The organism is Marisediminitalea aggregata (genome assembly GCF_900129565.1).
In the GTDB taxonomy this organism is placed as follows: domain Bacteria; phylum Pseudomonadota; class Gammaproteobacteria; order Enterobacterales; family Alteromonadaceae; genus Alteromonas; species Alteromonas aggregata.
The window spans coordinates 291,453-316,058 of the sequence record NZ_FQWD01000004.1 but is presented as its reverse complement, the minus strand read 5'-3'; the positions used below and the strand labels follow the sequence as shown (position 1 = coordinate 316,058).

At 48.7% G+C, this 24,606-nt stretch carries 26 protein-coding genes; 11 read left to right on the top strand and 15 right to left on the bottom strand.

Translation table 11 applies throughout. From position 1 onward, the window contains the following. The first annotated feature begins 60 nt into the window (after nucleotides 1-60). Genes thrA through ung form a run of 4 tightly spaced genes read left to right on the top strand, consistent with a single transcriptional unit; the run spans nucleotide 61 to nucleotide 5,465 of the window. Nucleotides 61-2,526 carry a bifunctional aspartate kinase/homoserine dehydrogenase I gene (thrA, locus tag BUB81_RS12940; protein WP_073323413.1) on the top strand — a complete coding sequence of 822 codons (2,466 nt, stop codon included), beginning with the start codon at nucleotides 61-63 and terminating at the stop codon, nucleotides 2,524-2,526. A gap of 21 nt (nucleotides 2,527-2,547) precedes the next feature. Next, the gene (thrB, locus tag BUB81_RS12935; RefSeq protein WP_073323411.1) at nucleotides 2,548-3,504 is read left to right on the top strand and encodes a homoserine kinase; all 957 of its coding nucleotides are present in this window, start codon (nucleotides 2,548-2,550) and stop codon (nucleotides 3,502-3,504) included. 12 nt (nucleotides 3,505-3,516) lie between these two features. Further along, nucleotides 3,517-4,806, top strand: a complete 1,290-nt coding sequence (thrC, locus tag BUB81_RS12930; RefSeq protein ID WP_073323409.1) for a threonine synthase — start codon at nucleotides 3,517-3,519, stop codon at nucleotides 4,804-4,806. Continuing rightward, a complete protein-coding gene (ung, locus tag BUB81_RS12925; protein WP_073323407.1) occupies nucleotides 4,806-5,465 on the top strand; it encodes a uracil-DNA glycosylase in 660 nt (219 codons plus the stop codon). The genes thrC and ung overlap by 1 nt, the downstream gene beginning before the upstream one ends. Nucleotides 5,466-5,791: 326 nt before the next feature. On the opposite strand, the gene BUB81_RS12920 is transcribed toward ung, so the two are convergent. The 3 genes from BUB81_RS12920 to tal form a co-directional block, all read right to left on the bottom strand. Further along, nucleotides 5,792-5,965, bottom strand: a complete 174-nt coding sequence (locus BUB81_RS12920; RefSeq protein ID WP_073323405.1) for a DUF3545 family protein — start codon at nucleotides 5,963-5,965, stop codon at nucleotides 5,792-5,794. Nucleotides 5,966-6,197: 232 nt separating this feature from the next. Next, complete coding sequence (gene pgi / locus BUB81_RS12915; protein ID WP_073323403.1) at nucleotides 6,198-7,847, bottom strand: glucose-6-phosphate isomerase; 1,650 nt, start codon at nucleotides 7,845-7,847, stop codon at nucleotides 6,198-6,200. 48 nt (nucleotides 7,848-7,895) lie between these two features. Continuing rightward, nucleotides 7,896-8,858 carry a transaldolase gene (gene tal, locus BUB81_RS12910; protein ID WP_073323400.1) on the bottom strand — a complete coding sequence of 321 codons (963 nt, stop codon included), beginning with the start codon at nucleotides 8,856-8,858 and terminating at the stop codon, nucleotides 7,896-7,898. A 288-nt stretch (nucleotides 8,859-9,146) separates the two neighbouring features. Here tal and yaaA point away from each other — a divergent pair, with 288 nt between their 5' ends. Beyond that, nucleotides 9,147-9,923 carry a peroxide stress protein YaaA gene (gene yaaA / locus BUB81_RS12905; protein ID WP_073323398.1) on the top strand — a complete coding sequence of 259 codons (777 nt, stop codon included), beginning with the start codon at nucleotides 9,147-9,149 and terminating at the stop codon, nucleotides 9,921-9,923. Nucleotides 9,924-9,993: 70 nt separating this feature from the next. Here the strand turns inward: yaaA and BUB81_RS12900 are convergent, their stop codons facing one another. Both BUB81_RS12900 and BUB81_RS12895 read right to left on the bottom strand, forming a co-directional pair. After that, nucleotides 9,994-12,282: a S9 family peptidase gene (locus BUB81_RS12900; RefSeq protein ID WP_084526524.1), complete on the bottom strand. Its 2,289-nt coding sequence runs from the start codon at nucleotides 12,280-12,282 to the stop codon at nucleotides 9,994-9,996. Between the two features lie 114 nt (nucleotides 12,283-12,396). Next, complete coding sequence (locus tag BUB81_RS12895; protein WP_073323396.1) at nucleotides 12,397-12,870, bottom strand: tetratricopeptide repeat protein; 474 nt, start codon at nucleotides 12,868-12,870, stop codon at nucleotides 12,397-12,399. Nucleotides 12,871-12,999: 129 nt separating this feature from the next. Here BUB81_RS12895 and BUB81_RS12890 point away from each other — a divergent pair, with 129 nt between their 5' ends. Next, a complete protein-coding gene (locus tag BUB81_RS12890) occupies nucleotides 13,000-13,239 on the top strand; it encodes a GNAT family N-acetyltransferase (protein ID WP_073323394.1) in 240 nt (79 codons plus the stop codon). Nucleotides 13,240-13,488: 249 nt separating this feature from the next. Here BUB81_RS12890 and BUB81_RS12885 read toward each other — a convergent pair whose 3' ends face one another. From BUB81_RS12885 to BUB81_RS12870, 4 genes are read right to left on the bottom strand one after another with little or no spacing between them, the layout of a single operon-like run. After that, nucleotides 13,489-13,929, bottom strand: coding sequence for a DUF4426 domain-containing protein (locus tag BUB81_RS12885; protein ID WP_073323392.1), 441 nt, complete (start codon nucleotides 13,927-13,929; stop codon nucleotides 13,489-13,491). 11 nt (nucleotides 13,930-13,940) lie between these two features. Further along, entirely contained in the window at nucleotides 13,941-14,480 is a 540-nt protein-coding gene (locus BUB81_RS12880; RefSeq protein ID WP_073323390.1) for a YggT family protein, read from the bottom strand. 16 nt (nucleotides 14,481-14,496) lie between these two features. After that, the gene (gene proC, locus BUB81_RS12875; protein ID WP_073323388.1) at nucleotides 14,497-15,318 is read right to left on the bottom strand and encodes a pyrroline-5-carboxylate reductase; all 822 of its coding nucleotides are present in this window, start codon (nucleotides 15,316-15,318) and stop codon (nucleotides 14,497-14,499) included. A gap of 46 nt (nucleotides 15,319-15,364) precedes the next feature. Continuing rightward, nucleotides 15,365-16,051 (bottom strand): YggS family pyridoxal phosphate-dependent enzyme, encoded by a 687-nt coding sequence (locus BUB81_RS12870; RefSeq protein WP_073323898.1) that lies wholly within the window; start codon nucleotides 16,049-16,051, stop codon nucleotides 15,365-15,367. 36 nt (nucleotides 16,052-16,087) lie between these two features. On the opposite strand from BUB81_RS12870, the gene BUB81_RS12865 reads away from it, so the two are divergent. The 4 genes from BUB81_RS12865 (at nucleotide 16,088) to BUB81_RS12850 (ending at nucleotide 19,568) form a co-directional block, all read left to right on the top strand. Beyond that, nucleotides 16,088-17,128 (top strand): type IV pilus twitching motility protein PilT, encoded by a 1,041-nt coding sequence (locus tag BUB81_RS12865; RefSeq protein ID WP_073323896.1) that lies wholly within the window; start codon nucleotides 16,088-16,090, stop codon nucleotides 17,126-17,128. Nucleotides 17,129-17,139: 11 nt separating this feature from the next. Further along, on the top strand, nucleotides 17,140-18,255 hold the full coding sequence (locus BUB81_RS12860; RefSeq protein ID WP_073323386.1) for a PilT/PilU family type 4a pilus ATPase: 1,116 nt from the start codon (nucleotides 17,140-17,142) through the stop codon (nucleotides 18,253-18,255). Beyond that, complete coding sequence (locus tag BUB81_RS12855; protein ID WP_073323384.1) at nucleotides 18,255-18,566, top strand: putative signal transducing protein; 312 nt, start codon at nucleotides 18,255-18,257, stop codon at nucleotides 18,564-18,566. Before BUB81_RS12860 ends, BUB81_RS12855 begins: the two co-directional genes overlap by 1 nt. A gap of 303 nt (nucleotides 18,567-18,869) precedes the next feature. Beyond that, entirely contained in the window at nucleotides 18,870-19,568 is a 699-nt protein-coding gene (locus tag BUB81_RS12850; protein WP_073323382.1) for a DUF3313 family protein, read from the top strand. Between the two features lie 238 nt (nucleotides 19,569-19,806). Here BUB81_RS12850 and BUB81_RS12845 read toward each other — a convergent pair whose 3' ends face one another. From BUB81_RS12845 to BUB81_RS22175, 6 genes are all read right to left on the bottom strand, one after another. Beyond that, on the bottom strand, nucleotides 19,807-20,190 hold the full coding sequence (locus BUB81_RS12845) for a phosphate-starvation-inducible PsiE family protein (protein WP_073323380.1): 384 nt from the start codon (nucleotides 20,188-20,190) through the stop codon (nucleotides 19,807-19,809). Nucleotides 20,191-20,314: 124 nt separating this feature from the next. Further along, nucleotides 20,315-20,746 carry a Holliday junction resolvase RuvX gene (gene ruvX, locus BUB81_RS12840; protein WP_073323378.1) on the bottom strand — a complete coding sequence of 144 codons (432 nt, stop codon included), beginning with the start codon at nucleotides 20,744-20,746 and terminating at the stop codon, nucleotides 20,315-20,317. Beyond that, nucleotides 20,739-21,305, bottom strand: coding sequence for a YqgE/AlgH family protein (locus BUB81_RS12835; protein WP_073323376.1), 567 nt, complete (start codon nucleotides 21,303-21,305; stop codon nucleotides 20,739-20,741). Before BUB81_RS12835 ends, ruvX begins: the two co-directional genes overlap by 8 nt. 37 nt (nucleotides 21,306-21,342) lie before the next feature. Continuing rightward, nucleotides 21,343-22,293, bottom strand: a complete 951-nt coding sequence (gene gshB / locus BUB81_RS12830; RefSeq protein WP_073323374.1) for a glutathione synthase — start codon at nucleotides 22,291-22,293, stop codon at nucleotides 21,343-21,345. Between the two features lie 90 nt (nucleotides 22,294-22,383). Beyond that, complete coding sequence (locus BUB81_RS12825; protein ID WP_073323372.1) at nucleotides 22,384-23,112, bottom strand: 16S rRNA (uracil(1498)-N(3))-methyltransferase; 729 nt, start codon at nucleotides 23,110-23,112, stop codon at nucleotides 22,384-22,386. 102 nt (nucleotides 23,113-23,214) lie between these two features. Then, nucleotides 23,215-23,367: a hypothetical protein gene (locus tag BUB81_RS22175; RefSeq protein WP_155523158.1), complete on the bottom strand. Its 153-nt coding sequence runs from the start codon at nucleotides 23,365-23,367 to the stop codon at nucleotides 23,215-23,217. Nucleotides 23,368-23,752: 385 nt separating this feature from the next. Here BUB81_RS22175 and BUB81_RS12820 point away from each other — a divergent pair, with 385 nt between their 5' ends. After that, entirely contained in the window at nucleotides 23,753-24,592 is an 840-nt protein-coding gene (locus tag BUB81_RS12820; RefSeq protein ID WP_073323370.1) for a mechanosensitive ion channel family protein, read from the top strand. The last annotated feature ends 14 nt before the right edge of the window (nucleotides 24,593-24,606 follow it).

The following is a 24,606-nucleotide window of genomic DNA, read 5'->3' as shown; positions in this document are numbered from 1 at the left end:
TTTTTGCGGTAACGAAAGGGCCAAATTAGCCCACAACACAATGCAGTCAAGGAGCATTCAATGAAAGTCTTAAAGTTTGGTGGTTCATCTCTGGCCGATGCACAGCGTTACATGCGGGTGACCGAGATTAGCACGACCATTCACCAGGCAAGTGGTGCTGCTGTGGTCTTGTCTGCTCCCAAAGGTGTAACCAATGCGCTTGGTGCTTTGTGCGACCAGGCGGCAGCAGGTGAAGATTACAGCGCGCTGTTTGCGGAACTCGATAAGAAAGTAAATGGCATTGCTGAAGAACTGAATGCGCAACTTGATGGTTTCGAATTCGCACGTATAAGCGACTTTATCGCGACACACTTAAGCGCGTTAAACAAACAACTGCAAGGTATCGCGTTATTGGGCTGCTCGCCGGATCCGGTAACAGCGAGCATCATGAGCCTGGGCGAATACATCAGCGTTAACTTGTTCAGCGCAATCCTGACAGCGCAGGGCGTGAACAATATTGTTATTGACCCGGTAAAATATGTACTGGCTGAAGGGGATTACCTGGACAGCATCGCCGATGTCGCGTTGAGCAAAGCGCGCTTTAGCGACGTGAATACCGATGGTAGTCAATTGATCATCATGCCGGGTTTTGTAGCAGCAAATGAAGCGGGCGAAAAAGTCACTTTAGGCCGCAACGGCTCAGACTATTCTGCTGCAGTACTGGCGGCCTGTATCGACGCGGAGTGCTGCGAGATCTGGACAGACGTTGACGGTGTGTACAATGCCGATCCGAACCAGGTTGAAGGTGCGGTATTGCTCGATAAGCTGACTTATCAGGAAGCCATGGAGCTGTCTTATTTTGGCGCCAAAGTACTGCACCCTAAAACCATCGGCCCGATTGCTCAGCATCATATCCCTTGCTTGATCAAAAATACCCTCAACCCCAGCGCGCCGGGTACTTTAATTAGTAATGAAGCCAGTACCCAGTGGACCAGCGTAAAAGGCATCTCACAGCTCGACAATATTGCTATGTTCAATGTTGCAGGTCCGGGTATGAAAGGCATGGTGGGTATGGCCAGCCGTGTGTTTGAGGTCATGTCTAACGCACATATCTCTATCAGCCTGATCACGCAGTCCAGCTCAGAATATTCAATCAGTTTTTGTATTAGCAGCAAAGATGCCCAGCGTGCACAAACCTTGCTGGAAGACGCTTTTGCGCTGGAGTTACAGAACCAGTTGCTGGACCCTATCGAAGTGCGCCACGACCTGGCTATTGTGACCCTGGTGGGTGACGGCATGCGTCATACCAAAGGATTGGCTGCACGCTTCTTTAACGCCTTGTCTCAAGCTCGGGTAAACAACATCGCCATTGCGCAGGGCTCATCAGAGCGTTCCATTTCTACCGTTATTGAAGCCAAGCGCGCTAAGAAAGCGGTAAAAGTGATTCACCAGAACTTCTTCTCAGACCGCCACACTATCGATATTTTCCTGATTGGTTGCGGTGTCGTCGGTGCTGAATTGCTGGCGCAGATTGAAAAGCAGCAACCTACGTTATTGGGTCGCAATATTCAGGCACGTGTTTACGGTATCGCGAATAGCCGCAAGTTATTGCTGAATAGTCAGGGTATCGACCTAGTCGGTGACTGGAAAGCTGAACTAGCGGATGCACAGGACCAGTTCTCTGTAGAACGTCTGCACGATTTCGTGAATAGCAATGCGCTGGTTAATCCGGTCATTGTTGACTGTACCAGCAACGCAAGCATTGCCAGCCAGTATGTGGATATGATGGAAAATGGTTTCCACGTGGTAACGCCAAACAAAAAAGCCAATACCGACACGTTGGCCTACTACAAAAAGTTGCGCAACACCGCGCTACAAACTAACCGTCAGTACTTGTACGAAACCACTGTTGGTGCTGGCCTACCGGTTATCGATAACCTGCAAAAACTGTTTATTGCCGGGGACGTTCTGCACCGCTTTGAAGGTATTTTGTCGGGCAGTTTGTCTTATGTATTCGGTAAGCTTGAAGAAGGCATGAGCCTGTCTGAAGCAACAGGTACTGCCAAAGAAAATGGCTTTACCGAACCTGACCCTCGTGATGATCTGAGCGGTATGGACGTGGCGCGCAAACTGTTGATTATGGCCCGTGAAGCGGACCTGGAACTAGAGCTCGACGACATTGAAATTGAGTCGGTGTTACCCAAAGGCTTTGCCGAAGATTGCGATATCGCTACGTTCATGGAACAGTTACCGCAACTGGATGCTGAATTTTCAGAGCGGGTTGCCAACGCGAAAGCAGAAGGTAAAGTACTCAGATACATCGGTTCCATTGAAGGGAACAAATGTAAAGTTATGATCAAGGCGGTACCGGTTTCTCACCCCTTGGCAGCAGTAAAAGACGGTGAAAACGCCCTGGCGATTCACAGTGATTATTATAATCCTATCCCTTATGTTATTCGGGGTTATGGCGCAGGTGCGACCGTAACAGCCGCAGGGGTATTTGCCGATATTCTTCGCACGATGCCGTGGAAGCAGAATGCACATTAATCGGTTTTGAGAGCAGCAAACATGAAAACAACCAGAGCGTACGCCCCGGCATCCATAGGCAATGTCAGCCTCGGATTCGACGTATTGGGCGCGGCCTTGCAACCCCTGGACGGGAGTCTGTTAGGCGATGAAGTTATTGTTAGTGATGCGGATGAATTCGGATTGTCGGTAGCGGGTGTATTTGCCCATAAACTGCCGGCCAATCCAGACGAAAACATCGTCACAGACTGCTATCGCTATTTTGAAAAAGCCATGCAGGCCAAAGGCTTGGAAGTCACTCCCATTCATATGACGCTATTGAAAAGTCTGCCTATCGGCAGTGGCCTGGGCTCCAGTGCCAGCTCAATTGTGGCTGCGTTTCACGGTCTCAATGAGCACTTTGGTCGTCCATTCGACAAAACCACATTGCTGACCATGATGGGTGAGCTGGAAGGGCAAATCAGCGGCAGTATTCACTACGATAACGTTGCGCCTTGTTATCTGGGAGGCATGACGTTAATGACGGGTCAGCAGGACCAGGTAACTGTCTCATTACCGGTAGTGAAAAGCTGGTATTGGGTAGTGTGCTATTCTGGTATCAGCGTATCGACATCTGCAGCGCGTAATATTCTGCCTAAAGATGTCCCTATGGCAGATACCCTGACCTTTGGGCGTCAACTGGGCATTTTCGTACACGCGTTATACAACGATGATTATGCGCTGGCTGCCAGTGTTATGCAGGATGTGATTGCCGAGCCTTATCGCAAATCACTGCTGCCGGTATTTGACGAAGCCCGCGCGTATAGTATGGGCAATGGCGCACTGGCGTTTGGTATTTCTGGTTCGGGCCCAACGGTATTTGCCGTGTGCGATGATTATCGCAAAGCCAATGATATTTCGAACTGGTTGAGTGAACATTACATTCAGAACGAAGATGGCTTTAGCCACGTGTGTCGTATTCCTGCACAGGGTGCAGGTTCTCAGCAGGAACAAGAGTAAGGTAGAGTTACAGTGCAATTGGTAAATTTGAAAGACGCAAGTGAACAGGTGTCATTTGCGCAAGCAGTAAAGCAGGGTCTGGGTCGCAATCAAGGATTGTTTTTCCCAACAGAAATTCCTGCGTTAGACGATATCGATGGCTTACTGGCTCTGCCGTTTGCAGAACGTTCAATTAAGATCCTGTCGTCACTTATCGGTAGCGAGCTGGGCGAGGACATGGTCGCTGAGATTGTGAACACGGCGTTTACTTTCCCTGCCCCGGTTGCTCAGGTAACTGACAATGTCTACAGCCTGGAATTGTTCCACGGCCCAACGCTGGCGTTTAAAGATTTTGGTGGCCGCTTTATGGCACAGTGCTTGTCGCGTATCAGTGACGGCAACCCTATCACAATATTAACGGCCACATCGGGTGACACAGGTGCTGCAGTAGCACATGCTTTCCACGGTCTGGACAATATCAACGTAGTGATTTTGTTCCCGAAAGGCAAAATCAGTCCACTACAGCAAAAGCTGTTCACCACCCTTGGCGACAATATTCATACTGTGGCCATTGAAAGTGATTTTGATGCGTGTCAGGCGCTGGTCAAGCAGTCGTTTGACGATCCGGATGTGCGTGAAGGTTTGCACCTGAACTCTGCAAACTCAATTAACATCAGTCGCCTGTTGGCACAGGTGTGTTATTACTTTGAGGCAGTTGCACAGTTACCGGCTGAAAAACGCGACCAGGTCGTATTTTCAGTGCCCAGCGGGAATTTTGGTAACCTGACTGCAGGTATGATTGCCAAGACCATGGGTCTGCCTATTAAGCGCTTTATTGCTGCGACTAACCTGAACGACACTGTGCCGCGTTACCTGAAAACCGGTGAGTGGGCACCTAATGCAACCGTAGCGACCATGTCGAACGCCATGGATGTGAGTCAGCCAAACAACTGGCCGCGTATCGAAGCACTGATTGAACGCGGGTATCTGGATAAAAGCGTGATTCGCGGTGAGTCGGTAGACGAAGAGTACACGCAGTTAGCTATGCGTCAGTTGCTTAAAGAAGGCTATACCAGCGAACCGCACGCAGCAATTGCTTACCGTGCAGTGAGCCACGACCTGGAGCCGGGTGAAATCGGTGTTTTCCTGGGTACAGCACACCCTGCAAAATTCCGTGAAACGGTTGAAAATGTACTGGGCACGCCGCTAAGCCTGCCTCAACCGCTTGCCGATTGCGCTAACAAAGAAAGTTTAGAAGCTGAACTGCCTGCGGACTATGAGGCGTTGAAAGCGCACATGTTTGCGTTGTTAAAAGGCGAATAATGCCAGCGTGGCAAGAGGTACTCGGGCCGGTAAAACGTGCTGATTTCTTTCAGCAACTAATGGCCCGTATTGATGCTGAACGTGCGGCGGGTAAAGCCATTTATCCGCCAGCTTCTGAAGTATTTAACGCATTTACACTGACGCCTTTAGATAATGTGAAGGTCGTCATTCTTGGTCAGGATCCTTATCACGGTCCTGGACAGGCACACGGTTTGTGTTTTTCTGTTCAGTCCGGTGTGAAGACGCCGCCTTCCCTGGTGAACATATACAAAGAGTTAGCGCAGGACATTGAGGGTTTTCATGTTCCTGAACACGGTAACTTAACCGCGTGGGCAGAGCAGGGCGTACTGTTACTCAATACCGTACTGACAGTAGAGCAGGGCAAAGCGCACAGTCATGCGAAATGGGGCTGGGAGACGTTTACCGACGCTGTGATTAAATCGGTCAACGATACCCAACACGGTGTTGTCTTTTTGCTTTGGGGAAGCCATGCCCAGAAAAAAGGTCAGAACATCGACACGCAAAAACATTACGTATTGAATGCACCACACCCGTCTCCGCTGTCTGCGCATCGGGGGTTTCTGGGATGTCGCCATTTCAGTCAAACCAACACACTGCTTAGTCAACAAGGCAAAACGCCCGTAAACTGGCAAGTTTAATACCAATCCGCATAGAATATTGCCCTAGCAGAGTGAGTCAAATCGACTTAGATCACGACGCGGTTACTGAGGCATAGTCACTCTACGTCTAGTAACCGCAACACAGAGCTAAGTCGATTTGACCACTCCCTTCGGGCGAGGCTGACAGGCTTTCTGTCTTCGTTACATTTGCTTGATTTAGAACCACTAAACCTGCGCAAATAAGCCTCGCCATAAAACCTGTCAGTCTCGCTGATAGGGTAATATTCTATGCGGGTTGGTATTACGTTAACCAAGCACTAAAAGCAAAACAGCCACAGGGTTTTCACCGTGTGGCTGTCTGGTATTTAGCGAGCGCTGTCCTCTAAGGCAAGGTCGAAACTCATATCGATATCGGCCAATTCTTTCTCAAGCTGATACCTGTCTTTAATTGCTTCTATTTCTCTCCACTTACGTTTTTTACTTTTGGTTTTAGTAGAACTGTCTATATCAAGCATTGCAAATAGATCTGAAGTATCCACGGAGATCTCCTTGTTATTACCGCTAACTACACTGTCAGTGTGTCTTTTTTGACCCCTGACAATTTTTGTACCACAGCTATCGCTAAATTAAAATACTTTTGTTTACTTTTAATTAACAATTTATGACGCTGTGATGACAATTCCGTGGTGTTCAGTGTATCCGGTTACCCGTAAGTGAAGGCTGGTAACCGGATGAATTGCACATTATTGGTACAAGTTGGACCAGTAATGTTTATTTTGGTGCATTGGCCTGTTTGAAGCGATTGATCAGTTGCTGGGTAGAGCTATCAAAGTCTGCGCTGTCTGCATCCCCCTGGATACCTGCTAACACTTGATTTCCCAGAACTTTTCCTAATTCCACACCCCATTGGTCGAAGGAATTAAGCTGCCAGATAACACCTTGTACGAACACCTTATGTTCATACATTGCAACCAACGCGCCAAGTGTGAACGGATCCAGTTTTTCGAACAAAATCGTGTTGCTTGGCTTATTACCCGGCATGGTTTTGTGCTGGGCAAGACGCGTCTGTTCGGCATCATCCAGGCCTTTGCCATTGAGGTCTGCATAGCAGTCTTCAAAGGTTTTACCCTGCATCAGTGCCTGCGCCTGACCAAAGCAGTTAGATGCCAGCATGGCGTGGTGGGTATCGTCCTGGTTAGGCACATTCAATGGCATCAGGAAGTCTACCGGAATTACGCCATGGCCCTGGTGGATTAGCTGGTGGAAACTGTGCTGACCATTGGTGCCTTCACTACCCCAGATAATAGGGCCTGTTTCATAGTCAATGGCTTCGCCGGCTTGTGTTACCAACTTACCGTTGCTTTCCATGTCCAACTGCTGCACATAGGCAGGTAAGCCGCGCAGGTAGTGATAGTAAGGCAGCAATACCTGAGACTGGGCATCGAAAAAGTTGCGATACCATACACCTAAAACGGCCAGTAAGACTGGCAGATTCTGCTCTTTGGGCGCGGTTTTGAAGTGCTCGTCCATAGCATATGCACCTTCGAGCAGGCCTTTGAAATTATCAAAGCCCAGCGCCAGAGAAATAGGTAATCCGATAGCAGACCACAATGAATAACGGCCGCCTACCCAGTCCCACATAGGGAAGATGTTTTCTTCGGCAATACCAAACTCAGTGGCAGCTTTTACGTTGGATGAAACCGCAACGAAGTGCTTGGCAATGTCTTCCTGCGTACCGCCTTGTTTCAGGAACCAGGCTTTTGCAGTCAGCGTGTTTTGCAGTGTTTCCTGAGTAGAGAATGACTTGGAAGACATGACAATCAGAGTGTCTTCGTGGTCACGCTCACTCAGCACATCGTGAATGTGGCAGCCATCCACGTTTGCAACAAAGTGCACCTTAACGGCATCAGTGCGATACGGCTTCAGTGCTTCGGTCATGATCTTCGGGCCCAGGAACGAGCCGCCAATACCGATTGCCACAATATGTTTAATGGCTTTACCTGTGTAACCTTTGTGCTCACCAGAATGAATGCTGTGCGTAAACGCCTGGATTTTATCCAGTGTAGCCAGGACTTCTGGCATGACGTCTTTGCCGTCAACCATAACCGGATTACCTGAGAAATTACGCAGTGCGGTATGCAGTACGGCGCGACCTTCAGTGGTATTGATGATCTCACCGTTAAACATGGCGGCTTTCTGCGCGTCGACGCCTTGTGCGTCAGCCAAATCAAATAACGCAGTCAGTACGTCATCGGTAACACGGTTTTTCGAATAGTCTAGAAAGATGCCACAAGCGCTGGCCTGCAGACGTTCTGCACGTTGTGCATCGTCGGCAAACCAGTCACGCATGTGCGCGCTTTTTACTGACTCAGCCAGGCTCGATAGTGTTTGCCATGGGGCTGATTGAGTAAGGGTTGTCATACTCTGTTCCTTTGAATCGATAAAGTGTGAAACAATGTTAATATTGTATTACAAATTAGCAAGCTTGTCTTTCAACATTGTTTCCAGCTTGTCCTGATCAGCGGCAAAGTTGCGAATACCTTCTGCCAGCTTTTCTGTTGCCATGGCATCTTCGTTCATTTCCCAGCGGAAACCTGACTCATCCAGACGTTCGCCTGGCGCTTCAGTGGCACCATTATCTACCAGTTTGGCTTCTACTTCTCCGTCGGTGTTTGCCAGTTCTTCCAGCAGGTTAGGGCTGATTGTCAGACGGTCACAGCCTGCCAGTTCCAGAATTTCACCGGTGTTACGGAAGCTCGCGCCCATGACAATGGTGTTATAGCCGTTGGCTTTGTAGAAGTTATAGATATTGGTTACTGAGACCACGCCTGGATCTTCGCTGGCTTCGTAGCTGTCTTTGCCAGTGCTCTTCTTGTACCAGTCAAGAATACGGCCAACAAACGGTGAAATCAGGAACACGCCGGCTTCGGCGCAGGCACGGGCCTGGGCAAAGCTGAATAGCAGTGTCAGGTTACAGTTCACGCCTTGCTTTTCCAGTACTTCTGCAGCTTTGATCCCTTCCCAGGTCGACGCGATCTTGATAAGGATGCGCGACTTGTCGATGCCAGCGTCAGCGTACAACTGAACCAAACGCTCAGCTTTGGCAATGGTGGCTTCGGTGTCGAAGGACAAACGCGCGTCGACTTCAGTAGAGATGCGGCCCGGGATAGTGGCAGAGATTTCTTTACCAATCGACACGGCCAGCTTGTCTGCTGCGTCGGTTAGTTGCTGTGCCGGATCGCTTGACTGTTCTGCGGCCCATGCCACTGCGTCATCAATCAGACTGGCGTACTGCGGCATACCTGCAGCTTTAAGCAGTAGTGACGGGTTAGTCGTTGCGTCGACTGGCTGGTATTTTTTAATGGCTTCAATGTCGCCCGTGTCGGCAACAACGGTAGTAATTTTACGAAGTGATGCTAACTGATTGCTCATGATGTTCTTAATCCTGAATGTGATAATGCAGTAATCAACTTTACAGTGCTAACGCCTGTAATAGCCTACTGTAGGGCGTCATCGTTGACTTATAATGGTGTGTTTGCCGATTAGTGTATAACAATCTGAGGGATTGTTTAACCTCTTTGGCGGCGGTCAGATATGTCAATTTTTAACAATCGCCGTACGGTTTTCGTTAACCGGAAAAGTTGAACCGTTCAATCGGTTTTACCGCCCCAAAAATCGCCACAACAGTGATATACTTTGCAGCAAATCTAAGGAGTTATCATGTTAGTTGTAGTATCCCCTGCGAAAAATCTCGATTTTGACACTCAGGTACCGGTATCTGAGTATACCCAGCCGTCGTTGCTGGGTGATGCGGACACGCTGGCGCAAGAGTGTAAGGCGCTGACGCCGGCCGATTTGTCGTCACTGATGAAAATCAGCGACAAACTGGCGACCCTGAATGCCAACCGTTTTGCTGAATTCAGTACACCTTTCACCCCCGACAACGCCCGTCAGGCGCTGTTTGCCTTTAATGGTGATGTGTATACGGGGCTGGATGCACAATCTCTGTCAGAAGATGATATCGCCTATGCGCAACAACATTTACGCATTTTGTCAGGCCTTTATGGTGTATTGCGTCCATTGGATCTGATGCAGGCCTATCGTCTGGAAATGGGCACCAAGCTGGCTAATTCCCGCGGTAAAAATTTGTATGAGTACTGGGGTGACACAGTCACTACCGAAATAAATAAAGCACTGGCTGCGCAAGGTGACAACGTGTTGGTGAACCTTGCTTCCAACGAATATTTTAAATCGGTTAAGCCCAAGCAAGTGGACGGCATGATTATTACCCCGGTATTTAAAGACAAGAAAAACGGCCAGTACAAAATTATCAGCTTTTTTGCTAAGAAAGCACGTGGTCTGATGGCTCGTTACATTCTGCAGAACAAAGTGGAAGACGTTGCAGGCTTAAAGGCATTCGACACTGCCGGTTATTATTTCAGTGAAGAACAGAGCACGGAAACCGAGTTGGTCTTCCTGCGTGAAGAGCAAGCGTAGAACAATAAGCCCAGGTAAAAAAACAGGCCGCTATAAGCGGCCTGTTTTGTTTTTGGGTTTCGGAGCCGGTTTATGGCTTAAGGTGTTCCATAAAGTAATTCGTTTTCATGGTTTGCAAATGCAAGGTGGTGCCTTTGCCTTCGCGAATGCTGTGGCTTCTATTCGGATAAGACATAAATTCGAATTGTTTGTTGTGCTCAACTAACTCGTTGATCAGGGCTTCAGTTCCCTGATAGTGAACGTTGTCGTCGCCCGTGCCGTGTACCAGTAACAGGTTGCCCTGCAAGTCTTTGGCGAAGGTGACAGGCGAGGTTTGCGTATAGCTGTCCGGATCGGTATTCGGGTTGCCGGAGTAGCGTTCCTGATAAATGGTATCGTAGTAACGAATGTCAGCAACCGGTGCCTGGGCAACGCCAACGTGGAACTTATCACCGTGTCTGAACAACAGATTCAACGTGGAGCTACCGCCACCTGAATGTCCCCACACACCGACGCGGCTGGTGTCGATTTGCGACCAGCGTGCTGCCATTGCGTCCAGTGCATCGGCCTGGTCGCGAACGGTTACACTCCCAATTTTTTTGTAGATGGATTTACGCCAGTCACGGCCTTTGGGAGCGCGAGTACCGCGGTTATCTACCGACGCCATGATAAAGCCTTTTTGGGTCATCATGCTGTTCCACAAATAACTGTTTCCGCCCCATCTGTCCTGTACCGTTGAGCCCCATGGCTCGCCGTAAACATAAAAGATGATCGGATATTTTTTGTTGGGGTCCATATCAGCAGGGAACATGATCCAGCCATCAAGCTCTACGCCATCGCGGGCTTCAACTGAGAAGAATTCGTGCGAAGGCAATACTTCGTTGGCCAGTTGCGCGTTTAACGCATCGTTAGTGGTGAGCTGGGTAATTGTTGCATGGCCCTCGGTCCTGATGATTTGGCTGGCCGGCGGCTGATTAAACCGGCTGTGTGTATGCATGGCATAGCTGGCATCTTTTGACATGTAATAGCTATTGTTCCCTGCAAATGAGGCGGGTGTCACACGCTCTACAGGCTGACTGCCATCCAATGACCCTTTGAACAGGAAGCGCTGCTCAGGATGCTCAGGTGCTGCGGTAAAGTAAAAACTGTTAGTGGCTTCGTTCAGCGTGATCAAATCGACAATATCGTAGTCTCCCGGTGTGAGATCAACAATGTCGCTGCCGTCGCGGGAAATACGGTAAAGGTGACGCCAGCCATCCCGTTCGCTGTGCCATACAAAGTGGCTGCCATCTTCTTCCCACTCCGCAGCGTAATACCATTCTAAAAAGGCATCGTCTTTGTCGGTGTAAATGGTCTTCAGCGTATTCGTTTTCCAGTTAAATAAACGCAGAGTGTTGGTGTTTTGCGGGCGGTTTACATCCTGAATCAGCAGTGCTTCACTAGTGCCTGCCCAGCTAATGCGCGGCACGTAGCGATCGCGGTTATCACCGGGGAGTTCAGCCCATTGGGTTTGTTGGGTCGCTAACGTGACAACGCCCACTTTTACCGCCGAGTTCTGCTCACCGGCTTTTGGGTAAGGGAATTGTGTGAGCGTAGGGTACAGTGAATCGGTGTTGTTGATCATGGTGAAGTATTTCACCCCAGACGCGTCCAACTGCCAGTAGGCAATGTTCTGGCTGTCCGGGCTCCAGCGGAAACCGTCAGTAATGCTGAATTCTTCTTCGTATACCCAATCGAAGTTGCCGTTAATGATGGTATCGCTACCGTCAGTGGTTAACGCGGTTACCGCTGGATTACCGAGCGTTTCCACATATATATTGTTGTCTCTGACATACGCTACTTTCTGGCTGTCGGGACTGAATTTAGCGAACATCAGACTGGTGGCAGGCGGCTGTTCACCACCCAGTTGGTACAGTTTGTTCGTTTTTAGGTTTAACACCCAGTAATCGCCCCGGGTACGGTGGCGCCAGACTTTTTGTCCGTTGGTGAAAATCAGTGCCCAGTTACCGTCAGCAGACCATTTATAGTCTTCAATACTTAGCGCTTCCTGGTTACCAGCGGGCGTTAACTGTTCTACGGTTACCAGTACTTTTCTACCTTCACCATTGGGCTGATAAAATACGATGTCATTGCCGGTAACACCGTTCTCAGTGTCAGTATTATCTTTATCTCGTGCTTCCAGAACGGTGTAGCCCGTTCCGTCATCGAGCCATCTGAAGTAAGGCGCGCGCTCGCTTTTGAATTCTCTGTCCTGATAAATACGTTCCAGTGACAGGGTTGGGGAGGCGGGGGCCGTGTCTGCTGGCGTAGTCTGACTACACGCGGTGAGCGTCAGACTGGCAGTCAGACCGAGCAAAAATGTTGTCGTTAGCGTTTTCAAAGTGGATTCCACCCTCGTTATTATTTGTATTTAACGTCAGGCAGTATAGAAAAATTAGCGCGAACGACAAACCCGCTTTATAGCGAAAATAATGCGGTTTATAGCGTTTGAGGTTTAAGGCATAGATTGTAAGTAGTCTTTTGCTTCGTCGACACCCTCGTCAGCAGCGCGTTGTAGCCACTCAATGCCGGCTTGTTTATTGACAGGAACGCCACGACCTTCGAGCAAAAGAATGCCGTAGTGATACTTAGCAAGAGAAGAATAGCCGGCCTCATCTTGGGTATGCGCGCCGCGTTTAAGCAAGGCGGCTGCTTTTTCCAGGTTCTGCGGGACGCCGATACCGGTATCGTAAATTTGCGCCAGCCAGATCATGGCATACACACTTTCCCATCGTGCGATACAGTCTTCAAATATGGCAATGGCAGCATCGTGATCACCTACTTTTTCGGCCGCATAGCCATACAAACACTTGATGGGTTTATCGCTGTGAACAAAGTGTTCATAGCTGAGTTCGTTGCCGGAGTCCTCTGTGCCTGCCGTTGCCCCAAAGGTGAAAAGAGTACAAACCACAATCAGTGTTTTTTTCATAGTGTGCTTCCGTGCTGGCGTGTTAATGGCTTGTAAATACTATAGTCACGTACGACCCGAAAAAGTATGCTACTTGGGAATGAATGCACTACTACTCCGGTCTATTGGGTTATTGCCAATGGAGCACCAATGAACCTGACCTTTCGTAAATTTTCAGCCCAGGACACAGATGATGTCTATCGTTTGCTCAATGATGCGTCTATTCGTCGGCACTTACCGCTTGCCACAGCGGCGGGCTCGTTTTCAGTAGAATTTGTTCAGCAGTGGATTGCGCAGTCGCTATTACACTGGCAACAACACGGATATGGCACCTGGCGAATCGAACGGGACAATGCGTTTATTGGCTGGGGTGGGGGGCCGGGCACTTGATAGCGAACGTGAGTTTGTCTTGGTTGTACACAGACAAGCCATGGGCGCAGGATTATCGTTGATTAGACGAGTGCTTGCACATGCTCTGAAGGAATTGGGTGATGGGAGTATGCTGATTGTGTTACCGGTTAGCAGGCCGAAAAGCCGGTTGTTGAGTCGTCTGGGATTTTCTGAGCCGCGGGCAGTCACAATAAATGGGTGCGATTTTGTTCAGTATCGGCACCCCTATTTACGTTTGGCATCGTTGATTTAATCGACGTACATTTTTTGCTGAAACTTCAGTGTCTGACTGTCATTTCCGCGTTGGATGCGAATCGCAAACCGGTATGTTTCCTGATCGCGAAAGGGCAATACCGCCAGATAATAGATGGCTTCACCTTCCTGAACGCGTTTAAAGGTAAGGGCTTTTTCCGTGCCCAATAAATTGGTTGCGCTCCCTTCCATGCCAACAATCTGCGCTTTCTGGGTGTCGGTTTCGAGTACTGAAATATTCACTAATGCATTGTACTTACTGCGCACAATACCGTATTCCCGCGCGATTTCAGGGCTGAAGAATGTAGAGTTAACCACAATGTAATGCACATCCCATTCGCCTAGCTGCATTTTCTGCTCGGCGGCCGAGCCAAAAGACACCAGTGCGGTGGCCAGGCAAATCCATAATCCGATGTGACGACCCATTCGACTTAGCATGAATGACCTCTCTAGTAATAGGGTAAGAAGTCGGCCAGCAACAGTTCGATGAACTTGAGGCCAATAATTGCCACTAACACCGATAGATCCAGGCCGCCCATTGGGGGCAGGATGCGTCGGATTGGGGCCAGGAATGGCTCGGTTAACTGTTGTAATACATACTCTACCGGGCTACTACCTTGTGACACCCAACTCAGTATTGCTCGCAAAATGAGTACCCAGAATACCAGTGTCAGGAATTCTTTTAGTACTGACAGCGCGCCGATAATGATCATGCCAATGGGATTGATGTTGCCGCCCAGCAGTAAACTCAGTGCCAGGTACTTACCCATTGCAACAATCAATGCTAACACCAGGGTGGCAACATCTATTGCACCAATAGACGGTATAACTCTTCGCATGGGGCCAATGATAGGGTGTGTGGCTTTTACCACGAATTGACTCATTGGGTTGTAGAAGTCAGCTTTGCTGAGCTGCAACCAAAATCGCAGTAACACCACCATCAGGTACAAATTAAAAATAGTGCTGATCAAAAACACCGTTGCGTTCATGTTGCGTTCCTGTCAATTAAAGAGATTTGGCCATTTCGTCGGCACGGGCTACCGCCGATTGCATTGCTTTTGACACAATACCGGAAATATCGCTGTCGATGAATGACTGAATAGCGGCAGCCGTGGTGCCGCCTTTAGACGTGACCTGTGCACGTAATTCACTTAGCATCAAATCCGGATTTTCGCATACCATCTGAGCTGCACCCAGCATGGCTTGCTGCACGAGTAGTCTGGCGTCGTCTTCGCTAAAGCCCATACGCATACTCTCTTCCTGCATGGCTTGCAGGAACAAGAAGAAATACGCCGGGCTACTGCCCGCTGCTGCGATGACACCGTTAATGCCGTCTTCTTCCGTCACCCAAAGCGTTTTGCCAACTGCAGACATCACGCCGTCGACGTAGTTTCTGTCGTCTTCATTTACCGACGAGTCTGCGTACAGGCCAGACATGCCCTGTCCCAACAAACTCGGCGTATTAGGCATGACGCGTACAACCGGGTATTCAGCGCCAAGCATTTGTTGCAGGCGCTCAACCGGCAAGCCGGCCGCAATCGAGATATAAAGCTTGCCGGATAAATCGGTATCCTGTTGCAACGCGGCACATACGTCTTCCATCATTTGTGGCTTTACTGACAGCACAATGGCGTCGGCGAATTCACAGGCTTCACCGTTCGATTGAGTGACCTTGATGCCGTAATCGGCAGCCAGCGCGTCGAGCTTCGGGCGCGAACGGTTGCTGGCCATAATGTGATCGGCTGGGTAGCCTGAAGCGACCAGTCCTGCAATGATACTGCGAGTCATGTTGCCTGCACCAATGAAGGCGAGTTTACGATGTTGCATGCGTCTCCTGACAATTCTGTTGAAGTTAAATTATGGATGCGGCCGACTAGCTGCGCGAGCCAAAAATAGCGGTGCCGATTCTGACCATGGTTGAACCATGCGCGATCGCCAGCGCCATGTCGTTGCTCATCCCTACCGACAAGGTATCGATACCCTCTGTAGTGGCTTGCAATTGCGCATACAAGGCATGTAACTGACTCAGTGTGTCACGTTGTTGTGATTCACTGACGTTGGCAGCCGGTATGGCCATAAGGCCACGCAAGCGCAAATTTGGCATGCCACTAATGGCTTCGACGATGTCGGGTAATTCGGCCGGTAAAATACCGGACTTAGTGGCCTCTTGTTCCAGATTTAACTGAATGCAAACGTTCAGCGGCGGCATATCTGCCGGGCGCTGCTCGTTAAGCCGTTTGGCAATTTTGAGCCGGTCTACCGATTGTACCCAGTCAAAATGCTCGGCCACCAATTTAGTCTTATTAGATTGTATGGGGCCAATCATGTGCCATTCAATGTCTGTCAGCGTTTTTAATTGCTCAATTTTGCTGACACCTTCCTGAATATAGTTTTCACCGAATTGCCGTTGTCCGGCTTCATACGCTGCAGTGATATCTGATACGGGTTTGGTCTTGCTTACTGCCAGTAATTGGACACAATGAGCAGGACGATGTGCATTAGCAATGGCGTGTTCAATTTCTTGGCGTGCGTTTGTCAGGCGATCTGCTATTGTTTGCATTAACGAACTCATCTAGTGGTTGGGAGAAACCAGGTTGTGGATATTACCGAACTTTTAGCTTTCAGTGTAAAGAATAACGCATCGGATCTGCACTTATCGGCCGGATTACCGCCGATAATTCGTGTCGATGGCGAAATGCGAAGACTGAATGTGGATCCTTTGGATCACAAACAGGTTCATGCATTAATCTACGAAATCATGAACGATAAGCAACGCAAGGAATACGAAGAAAACCTCGAAACAGACTTCTCGTTTGAGGTAAAAGACTTATCACGGTTCCGGGTAAATGCCTTTGTACAGAATCGCGGCGCAGCCGCTGTGTTACGTACTATTCCGAGTAAAGTACTGACACTGGATGACCTTGGCGCACCGCCTATTTTTAAAGAGATCATCAACCAGCCAACCGGTATTGTACTGGTCACAGGCGCAACTGGCTCGGGTAAAAGTACCACACTGGCCGCCATGATTGACCACATCAATACTCACAAGCGCGAGCATATTCTCACCATCGAAGATCCAATCGAATTCGTGCACGATAACAAGCTCAGTGTATTGAATCAGCGTGAAGTGCACCGCGACACACACAGTTTTTCCAACGCGCTGCGCTCAGCGCTTCGTGAAGACCCCGATGTGATTCTGGTGGGTGAATTACGAGACCTGGAAACCATTCGTCTGGCTATCTCTGCGGCAGAAACCGGTCACCTGGTATTCGGCACTTTGCACACCAACTCTGCACCGAAAACCATCGACCGTATTATTGATGTGTTCCCGGCTGAAGAAAAAGCCATGGTGCGTTCTATGTTGTCGGAGTCACTGCGCGCCGTGATTTCGCAAACTCTGTTGAAGAAAGTCGGTGGTGGTCGTGTTGCAGCACACGAAATCATGGTGGGAATACCTGCCATTCGCAACCTGATCCGCGAAGACAAAGTGCCGCAAATGTACTCGGTGATTCAAACGGGTCAATCCCACGGTATGCAAACCATGGATCAGTGTTTGCAGCGCCTGGTTGCGACCGGTGTGATAACACAGCAGGATGCTATGGCGAAAATGGTCGACAAGCAACGACCTGGGTTTTAGGGAGTCAAACCATGTTGGATCAGTTTTTACAAATGATGGTCGACAAGGGCGCGTCGGATTTGTTCGTGACCGCCGGGTTTGCCGTGAGCGCAAAAATCAACGGCAAGCTGACCCCGCTAACCGACCAGGCGCTGTCTGAACAGGGTGCACTGGACTTAGTGCATGCGGCAATGAACGACGATCAGCAAAAGACCTTTCACGATACCAAAGAGTGCAACTTTGCTATTGCGCGCGATGGCGTAGGGCGGTTTCGTTGTAGTGCGTTCTGGCAACGTGATCAGGCGGGAATGGTAGTACGTCGCATTGTGACACAAATCCCCAAAGCAGATGATTTGGGTCTGCCGCCGGTACTCAAAGACATCATTATGGCTAAGCGCGGCCTGGTGTTATTTGTAGGGGGAACTGGTACCGGTAAATCAACCTCGCTCGCAGCATTAATGGGTCATCGCAATACCCATTCACATGGCCACATTCTGACTATTGAAGATCCCATTGAATTTGTTCACGAACACAAAAATTGCGTGGTCACGCAACGTGAAGTGGGGATTGATACCCAGTCGTTTGACGACGCGCTGAAGAGTTCATTGCGACAGGCGCCTGACGTAATTCTGATTGGTGAAATCCGCTCCATGGAAACCATGGAATATGCCATGTCATTTGCCGATACCGGTCACTTGTGTGTAGCAACACTGCACGCCAACAACGCCAACCAGGCCATTGAACGTATCATGCATTTGGCACCCAAGGACGCTCACGACAAATTGCGTTTTGATTTAAGCCTTAACATACGCGCCATCGTTGCTCAGCAATTAGTACCAACGGTGGACGGCAAGGGGCGGGTTGCCGCTATTGAAATTCTACTGAATTCACCGCTTATTCGCGATCTGATTCAGCGCAATGAAATGGGCGGCCTGAAAGAGGCCATGGAGAAAGGTCGTGAACAAGGCATGCAAACCTTTGATATGGCGTTGTTCGACTTGTACAAAGCGGGCAGGATAACCATGGAGCAGGCGTTACACCATGCAGACTCGCCAAACGACCTGCGTCTGATGATTAAGTTGGATGCCAATAGCAGCAATGGCGACGGTCTTGGTTCGTTGTCAGGCGTTTCAATCGACATGGATTAATGATCAGACTCTGCCAAAGCGATAGCGCTTTTACTATTCAACAATACTACGATGCCCTGCAAGCGCAGGGTATCGGGTGTTTGATCCGTAATCAGTTTATCAGTGGTGCAGCCGGCGATCTTCCTATTCAGGACACGCAGCCGGAGTTGTGGCTGATGGACAAAGACGACCTGACAATGGCTAAAAAGGTGCTGAATGAGCTGTCGTCAGACAGTGACGAAGGTGAATGGGTATGCAGTAGCTGTAACGAACCCCAGGAGTCCGCTTTTCATTTATGCTGGCAGTGTCAGCAGCCTCGTAACAGTGCGTAAGTGTTTGAAAAATATTATCAGACTTCATTTAACACATCGCAATTCAGGCTCTTTACCTTAAATTAATGTTGCCCATCTGAGGGGAGCCCATGGAAGCGAAAGCTAATGGGTTAAATCCTGCTATTCCGTTCGCTTATATCTGTTTTAGCCGGCAGACATTATTTAATAAAACACTTGTGAAATTTTGTAATTCGATTCTGAGAAATACGCTTGAAACTAATAAGTCAAAGCGCTAACTTAAGTAAAAAATCAATTCGCTCAATAATTGCACAATGCGTGTGTAATGGAAGAGGCAGGAAAAAAATGAAACTATTCACCACCGTGCTTAGCCTTGCTGTTTTGACTGCCTGTTCTGTAACCGAACAGCCCATCCCCGAGTTTACTGCGGTCCCCGACTCAAACCTACAGCAAATGCAGGGCACCCGATTCGATCGCTTTGTCATAGACCCACAAGCTGACTTTAGCCAGTACGATAAGGTTATATTTTTTCCTACGCAGTTTGATAAATTAACCATCGATGAGGGCGCTGACAATCAGTTGACGAACAGCTGGAATGCCTCTACCTGGGATGAGATGGACAAAATTTGTCAGTTCTTTGATGATTTTGCCCAGCTAACCTTTGCGCAAAAAAGCGGACTCGAACCAACCAATCAAGGCGGCGAAAATGTAATGGCGATAGAATTCAGGCTAATGAACTTTATGCCGTATCAGCGTCGCTACCAGGATGCCAACCGCGATACGGTAGCATTAAGGGGTCAACGCAATGGCCTTGGGTCAATTACGTTTCAAGCGGTGGTGGCTAATTCAAAAACTGGTGAATTACTGGCGGTGATTGAGGATGGCATGGAGCTCAACCCAGGCAATATGCTAATTGTTAAGGGTGACCCCAACTTGCAGGTTGATAGTGCCTCACGCATGGCCCAAAATGTTGCCTGGCGTAAAACATTCAAACGCATTGCAAACCGGCTTCACGAAGATCTCATTCGCTTAAAACAAAGCTAGTTTTGTGGTTTGGCTACAAAAGCCCCGGTAATTGCATTTTCATAACATCGCATTACAAAACCAGCGCAAACAAATACCTGCTCACCGTATTGTCTCTACATTACAGACCGAGTCTCAGTGCTTGCCAGGTCCGCATCCAGATAGCGGCCTGTACTAGGGGAGATATATGCTCAAACAGGCCCTGAGTTCAAAAGGCTTAATTAACAGACGATGCGACGCCCACCTCCAATTAGCACGCTTATGGGGTGCCGCGCTGCTTGAGTTTTTCCAGGCTTACGCGGTCTTTCATACTCATGATCAAAGCGGCAATGCTGAGCAGTAAAATACTGCCCGATTCGTAAATCAACACGATTTTATCGAGTTCTTTGCTTTGTAAAATGATCATTCGGCTTAGCGCTGTCATGGCTATGATTAATGGCAGGGTGACGGGGATTCGATTGCTATTATAGTATGCCGCGAGCATGCCCATTACCTCGGCATAAATAAACAGCAACAGCAGATCAGACAGCTCTACTTTTTGGTAGCGGACCATATGCATAATTTCGGCGCCAACCGCTACCAGAGTGGCCAGCATAATTAATATCAGCAGTAGTTTTTCTATCAGGTCCAATAATTTAGGCATAGTGTCCCCCAACTTTAAGCAGATGGTTTTTTATCCATACTGCTAAAAGTCGGTGAATAAGACTATTGCTCAAAGGTCTAATTTTGCTAGTGCTTGGTGTCTAGTCTCAGATTAAAAGCGAGGATCAGGCGAACTGGTTTTCGTACCAACTGGAAAAGATTAGGCACGCAGACACGCTGTCGACCTTGCCCTTTGTAAGCTTTTTATAGCCGCCTAACTCAAACAATGCGGCTTTTGCATCGGCAGTACTTAACCGTTCGTCCCAGGTGGTTACCGGTTTGTTGAATCTGCCGTGCAGGCGGTTTGCAAACTTTTCTGCCCGTTGGGTCATTAACTGGGAGGTACCATCCATATTAAGTGGCAAACCTACGACCACCAGATGAGGTTGCCATTCTTCAAACAGCTTGCCAACCAAATTCCAGTCCGGAATCCCGTCACGGGCTTTTAACGCCTCCAGCGGTGATGCTGTGCCGGTCACTTCCTGACCAACAGCTACGCCAATGCTGGTGGTGCCAAAATCAAATGCAAGTACGGTTCGGCTTCCTAGTTCAGGCATGACCGACCTGAGGGGCCAATTGCCAAACATCCACGCCCAGTTGTTGAACCGCTGCTTCCCAGCGTTTGTGAATAGGGGTGTTGAACAATATTGCTGGATCCGCCTCAATGGTGAGCCAGGCGTTGTTTTGAATTTCTTCTTCCAACTGCCCTTCGCTCCAGCCCGCATAACCCAGCGTAATGATAGCCTGGTCGGGTCCGCGATGATTGCCCAGGGCACTGAGGATATCTTTTGACGTAGTCACCATGATTTCGGGGGTCAGCGATAAACTGGAGCTCCAGCCAGGTTGTGGCGAATGCAGGATAAACCCCCGTTCCTGACTAACCGGACCGCCAGACAGCACGATTTGCTGCCCCTTTTCGTCATCGATTTCCGCACCTTTTTCGGCTTGTTCCAACAGTTCGCGCAGGGTCATGTTGGTAGGGTGGTTAACAACCAGGCCCATGGCGCCTTCGTCATTGTGCTCGCATATATAGGTTAAACTGCGGGCGAAAAACGGATCTTCCATGGATGGCATGGCAATCAAGAAGTGATTTGCCAGACTTTTTAATTCAGTCATCGTATTACCTCGCTGCTCCACTACTACTCAGTATGGCTCATTGTGCCAATTTTGCTTCAATGGCATCAAACAGGGCGGCCATAATATTAATATCGTAGGCGCGTTCTATTTCTCTGACGCAGGTTGGACTGGTGACATTTATTTCAGTAATGCGGTCACCAATCACGTCCAGACCAACAAAAATCAGGCCTTTCTCGATTAATACCGGCGCGATGGTTTCTGCCAGACGTCTGTCGCTGTCACTGATGGGTTGAGGGCGACCTGTTCCTCCTGCAGCCAGATTTCCACGGGTTTCGCCGACTGATGGCAGGCGCGCCAAACAATAGGGCATTACCTCGCCGTTAACAATTAATACGCGCTTGTCGCCGTCTTTTATTTCCGGCAGGTACTTTTGAACCATCATTTGGCGCTGACCGTTTGCTGTCAGTGTTTCAATGATCACACCCAGGTTTGTGCCGTCTTCTTTTACACGAAATATAGAAGCGCCACCCATGCCGTCCAACGGCTTACAAATCACGTCTTTGTGTTTGGCATGGAATTCACGCACCAATTTGCTGTTGCGGGTAACCAGGGTGTCCGGGATCAACGATGGGAAGTACGATGTAAATAGCTTTTCGTTAAAGTCGCGCAGGCTTTGCGGACGGTTAACAACCAGCGCCCCATCGCGTTCTGCCAGTGATAAAATATGGGTCGCGTATAAAAACTCGCTGTCGAAAGGCGGATCTTTGCGCATCAATAGCACGTCGATATCACCTAACGCGTAGGTGGTTGTTTCACCCAGTGTGTAGAAGTCTTTGTCCTGGTCGCGAACCGTAACCTGTTGACCGATACCTTTTGGCGCACCGTTATCGATATAAAGGTCGCTGAGTTCAAAGTAAACAAGCGTTGCACCACGGCGCTGGGCTTCCAGCATCATGGCAAAACTGGTGTCTTTTTCAGGTTTGATTTTGGCAATGGGATCCATTACCACGCCAACGGTGTAGGTCATAGTGCGCTCTCATAACAGGTGATAACTCCATAATGGAGATGATTCACCAGGAATCAAGCGCTCAGGTCGGAAAAGTCCGGTTAAACGGTATTACAGATCGCCAAATGTAGCTTGCAGTACCGAGACGCTGGCAAGCGCTGCGGTTTCTGTACGCAAAATACGCGGACCTAAGGAACACCCTGTGAAGCCTGTTTCTTCGGCCTGATGGACTTCGGATTCAGACAACCCGCCCTCCGGACCAATGAGTAGCCTGAATCCCTGGCTGTTTGCAGTAAGCTGAGATAATTTCTGCTGACTGCCGGGCGACAGGACCAATCGGGTTTGCGCCGTTGACTCTGCCAGCCAACTAGCCAGAGAACAAGGCGGGTTGAGTATGGGCAGTGTATTCCGACCGCTTTGTTCACAGGCACCCTGGATGATCTTTTGCCATTGCTGTTGCTTCTTTTCCCAGCGCTTCTCATCGAGCTTTACTGCACAACGTTCCGTTATCAGAGGCGTTATGTGTGTTACGCCAAGTTCCGTTGCTTTTTGCAATACGATATCCATGCGATCGCCTTTCGACACACCCTGACCAAGGTGGATGGGCAGTGGAGACTGAGGATCCAACGTGAGCTTTGCGTCAATCTCTACAATTACCTGGCGCCGTTCGGCGACTATGATGGTCGCAGTGTATTCACTGCCATCGCCGTTAAAAATAACTACGGGGTGGCCGGCTTTTAAACGCAATACATTGGCAACGTGGTGGGTTGCTTCGCTGCTAAGGACAAGCTCTTCGTCAACATTAATGGTGTCTGGATGAAAAAGACGAGGGATACGCATATCAAACTCAACTACAAAAGGAATGACGCGTAGTGTAACTGTGGGTTAGTGGTTGTTTCAATAAGAAGGGCTCCGGAAAGGCCGGAGCAGCCCTGAGGTATGCTATTTGGAGGCAAAAGTATTTATTGCTTGTCCCTGGCCTGCGGCCATTGATTTTGAGCGACGGGCATGAACGGTATGTTTGCCTTTGTCACTGGTAAGCGCATAACCAAAAATCATCAACACGATTGTAAATAATAAACTGAGTAGTAACATTTTCTATTCCTTAAAAAATCTACCTTAGTTGTTGGCAGTCACTGCATACTACTCAAGTAGATGCTGTTAAAAAGCATACCAACCAATACTACTGAATACGCCACAATACCTTTTGTGGTTTCTGCAACAGACATCGTCTTATTGCAGCGCACAAAAATATAGAGCGAAACAGGTGAAAATTCCAGCTAAAAATGCCTAAAAAATGAAGTCAAAAAAATTTCTCTATCCTTTCAGCCACTTGGCTTAGCGCTATTTTTTATTGGTCTTAAGTTTAAATTTTGGGTGTGACAGTATCATGAAGGGGATTTGACAGGTTTATTTAGTTGCTAACCCCGTTGCTTCGCTGTTAAGTTAAGGGCTCAATACAACAAACACGGATTGGAACATGTTTACTCAAGAAGATATTGAAATGTACGTAAATACCTACGCGATCCCATGGGGAATCAACATCGCGATGGCGATAGTGATTTTCGTACTGGGTCGAATGGTAGTGGGTGTAATTATTTCGATGATTGGCAAGATTATGTCGAAATCGAAGTACGACCCTATGCTGGTGGATTTTTTAAAGTCAATCCTGAATGCCATATTGATGCTGTTTGTCATTGTTGCATCATTGGATCAGTTAGGTGTTGATACTACCTCATTGGTCGCTATTTTAGGTGCGGCAGGCCTGGCGATTGGTTTGTCGCTTCAGGACTCACTGAAAAACTTTGCAGCAGGCGTTATGCTGTTGGTCTTCAAGCCGTTCCGTTCAGGTGACTTTATCGAGGCTGGCGGTACAGCAGGTGTAGTGAAGAAAATTGGTATCTTTACTTCAACGATGAATACACCTGATAACAAAGAGATTATCGTGCCAAACGGTAAAATCTACGGCGACAACATCGTTAACTATTCAGCCATGGATACGCGTCGTGTTGATATGACTTTTGGTATAGGCTATGGCGATGACCTGTTAAAAGCGAAAAACCTGCTTGAGCAAATGGTTAAAGAAGACGAGCGTATTTTGCCTGAGCCTGCGCCTGTTGTTGCTGTGTCTTCATTGGGAGATTCCAGTGTCAACTTTATTGTTCGCCCATGGGTGAAAAAAGAAGACTTCTGGGGCGTTATGTGGTCGTTCACTGAGAACGTTAAACTGCGCTTTGACCAGGAAGGTATTTCAATTCCATTCCCGCAAATGGATGTTCACCTGTACAAAGAAAACGAAGAACAGGAAGAAAGCAAATAAGCTTTTTCGTTATG

Coding starts and splice junctions, on each gene's coding strand:
- BUB81_RS12855 (WP_073323384.1), top strand. CDS start 18,255: ATGATCAGACTCTGCCAAAGCGATAGCGCTTTTACTATTCAACAATAC.
- BUB81_RS12880 (WP_073323390.1), bottom strand. CDS start 14,480: ATGAACGCAACGGTGTTTTTGATCAGCACTATTTTTAATTTGTACCTG.
- BUB81_RS12825 (WP_073323372.1), bottom strand. CDS start 23,112: ATGCGTATCCCTCGTCTTTTTCATCCAGACACCATTAATGTTGACGAA.
- yaaA (WP_073323398.1), top strand. CDS start 9,147: ATGTTAGTTGTAGTATCCCCTGCGAAAAATCTCGATTTTGACACTCAG.
- BUB81_RS12885 (WP_073323392.1), bottom strand. CDS start 13,929: ATGCTAAGTCGAATGGGTCGTCACATCGGATTATGGATTTGCCTGGCC.
- tal (WP_073323400.1), bottom strand. CDS start 8,858: ATGAGCAATCAGTTAGCATCACTTCGTAAAATTACTACCGTTGTTGCC.
- BUB81_RS12870 (WP_073323898.1), bottom strand. CDS start 16,051: ATGCAAACAATAGCAGATCGCCTGACAAACGCACGCCAAGAAATTGAA.
- BUB81_RS12860 (WP_073323386.1), top strand. CDS start 17,140: ATGTTGGATCAGTTTTTACAAATGATGGTCGACAAGGGCGCGTCGGAT.
- thrA (WP_073323413.1), top strand. CDS start 61: ATGAAAGTCTTAAAGTTTGGTGGTTCATCTCTGGCCGATGCACAGCGT.
- BUB81_RS12895 (WP_073323396.1), bottom strand. CDS start 12,870: ATGAAAAAAACACTGATTGTGGTTTGTACTCTTTTCACCTTTGGGGCA.
- BUB81_RS12845 (WP_073323380.1), bottom strand. CDS start 20,190: ATGCCTAAATTATTGGACCTGATAGAAAAACTACTGCTGATATTAATT.
- thrB (WP_073323411.1), top strand. CDS start 2,548: ATGAAAACAACCAGAGCGTACGCCCCGGCATCCATAGGCAATGTCAGC.
- BUB81_RS12850 (WP_073323382.1), top strand. CDS start 18,870: ATGAAACTATTCACCACCGTGCTTAGCCTTGCTGTTTTGACTGCCTGT.
- BUB81_RS12835 (WP_073323376.1), bottom strand. CDS start 21,305: ATGACTGAATTAAAAAGTCTGGCAAATCACTTCTTGATTGCCATGCCA.
- pgi (WP_073323403.1), bottom strand. CDS start 7,847: ATGACAACCCTTACTCAATCAGCCCCATGGCAAACACTATCGAGCCTG.
- ung (WP_073323407.1), top strand. CDS start 4,806: ATGCCAGCGTGGCAAGAGGTACTCGGGCCGGTAAAACGTGCTGATTTC.
- BUB81_RS12820 (WP_073323370.1), top strand. CDS start 23,753: ATGTTTACTCAAGAAGATATTGAAATGTACGTAAATACCTACGCGATC.
- BUB81_RS12890 (WP_073323394.1), top strand. CDS start 13,000: ATGAACCTGACCTTTCGTAAATTTTCAGCCCAGGACACAGATGATGTC.
- BUB81_RS22175 (WP_155523158.1), bottom strand. CDS start 23,367: ATGTTACTACTCAGTTTATTATTTACAATCGTGTTGATGATTTTTGGT.
- gshB (WP_073323374.1), bottom strand. CDS start 22,293: ATGACCTACACCGTTGGCGTGGTAATGGATCCCATTGCCAAAATCAAA.
- ruvX (WP_073323378.1), bottom strand. CDS start 20,746: ATGCCTGAACTAGGAAGCCGAACCGTACTTGCATTTGATTTTGGCACC.
- proC (WP_073323388.1), bottom strand. CDS start 15,318: ATGCAACATCGTAAACTCGCCTTCATTGGTGCAGGCAACATGACTCGC.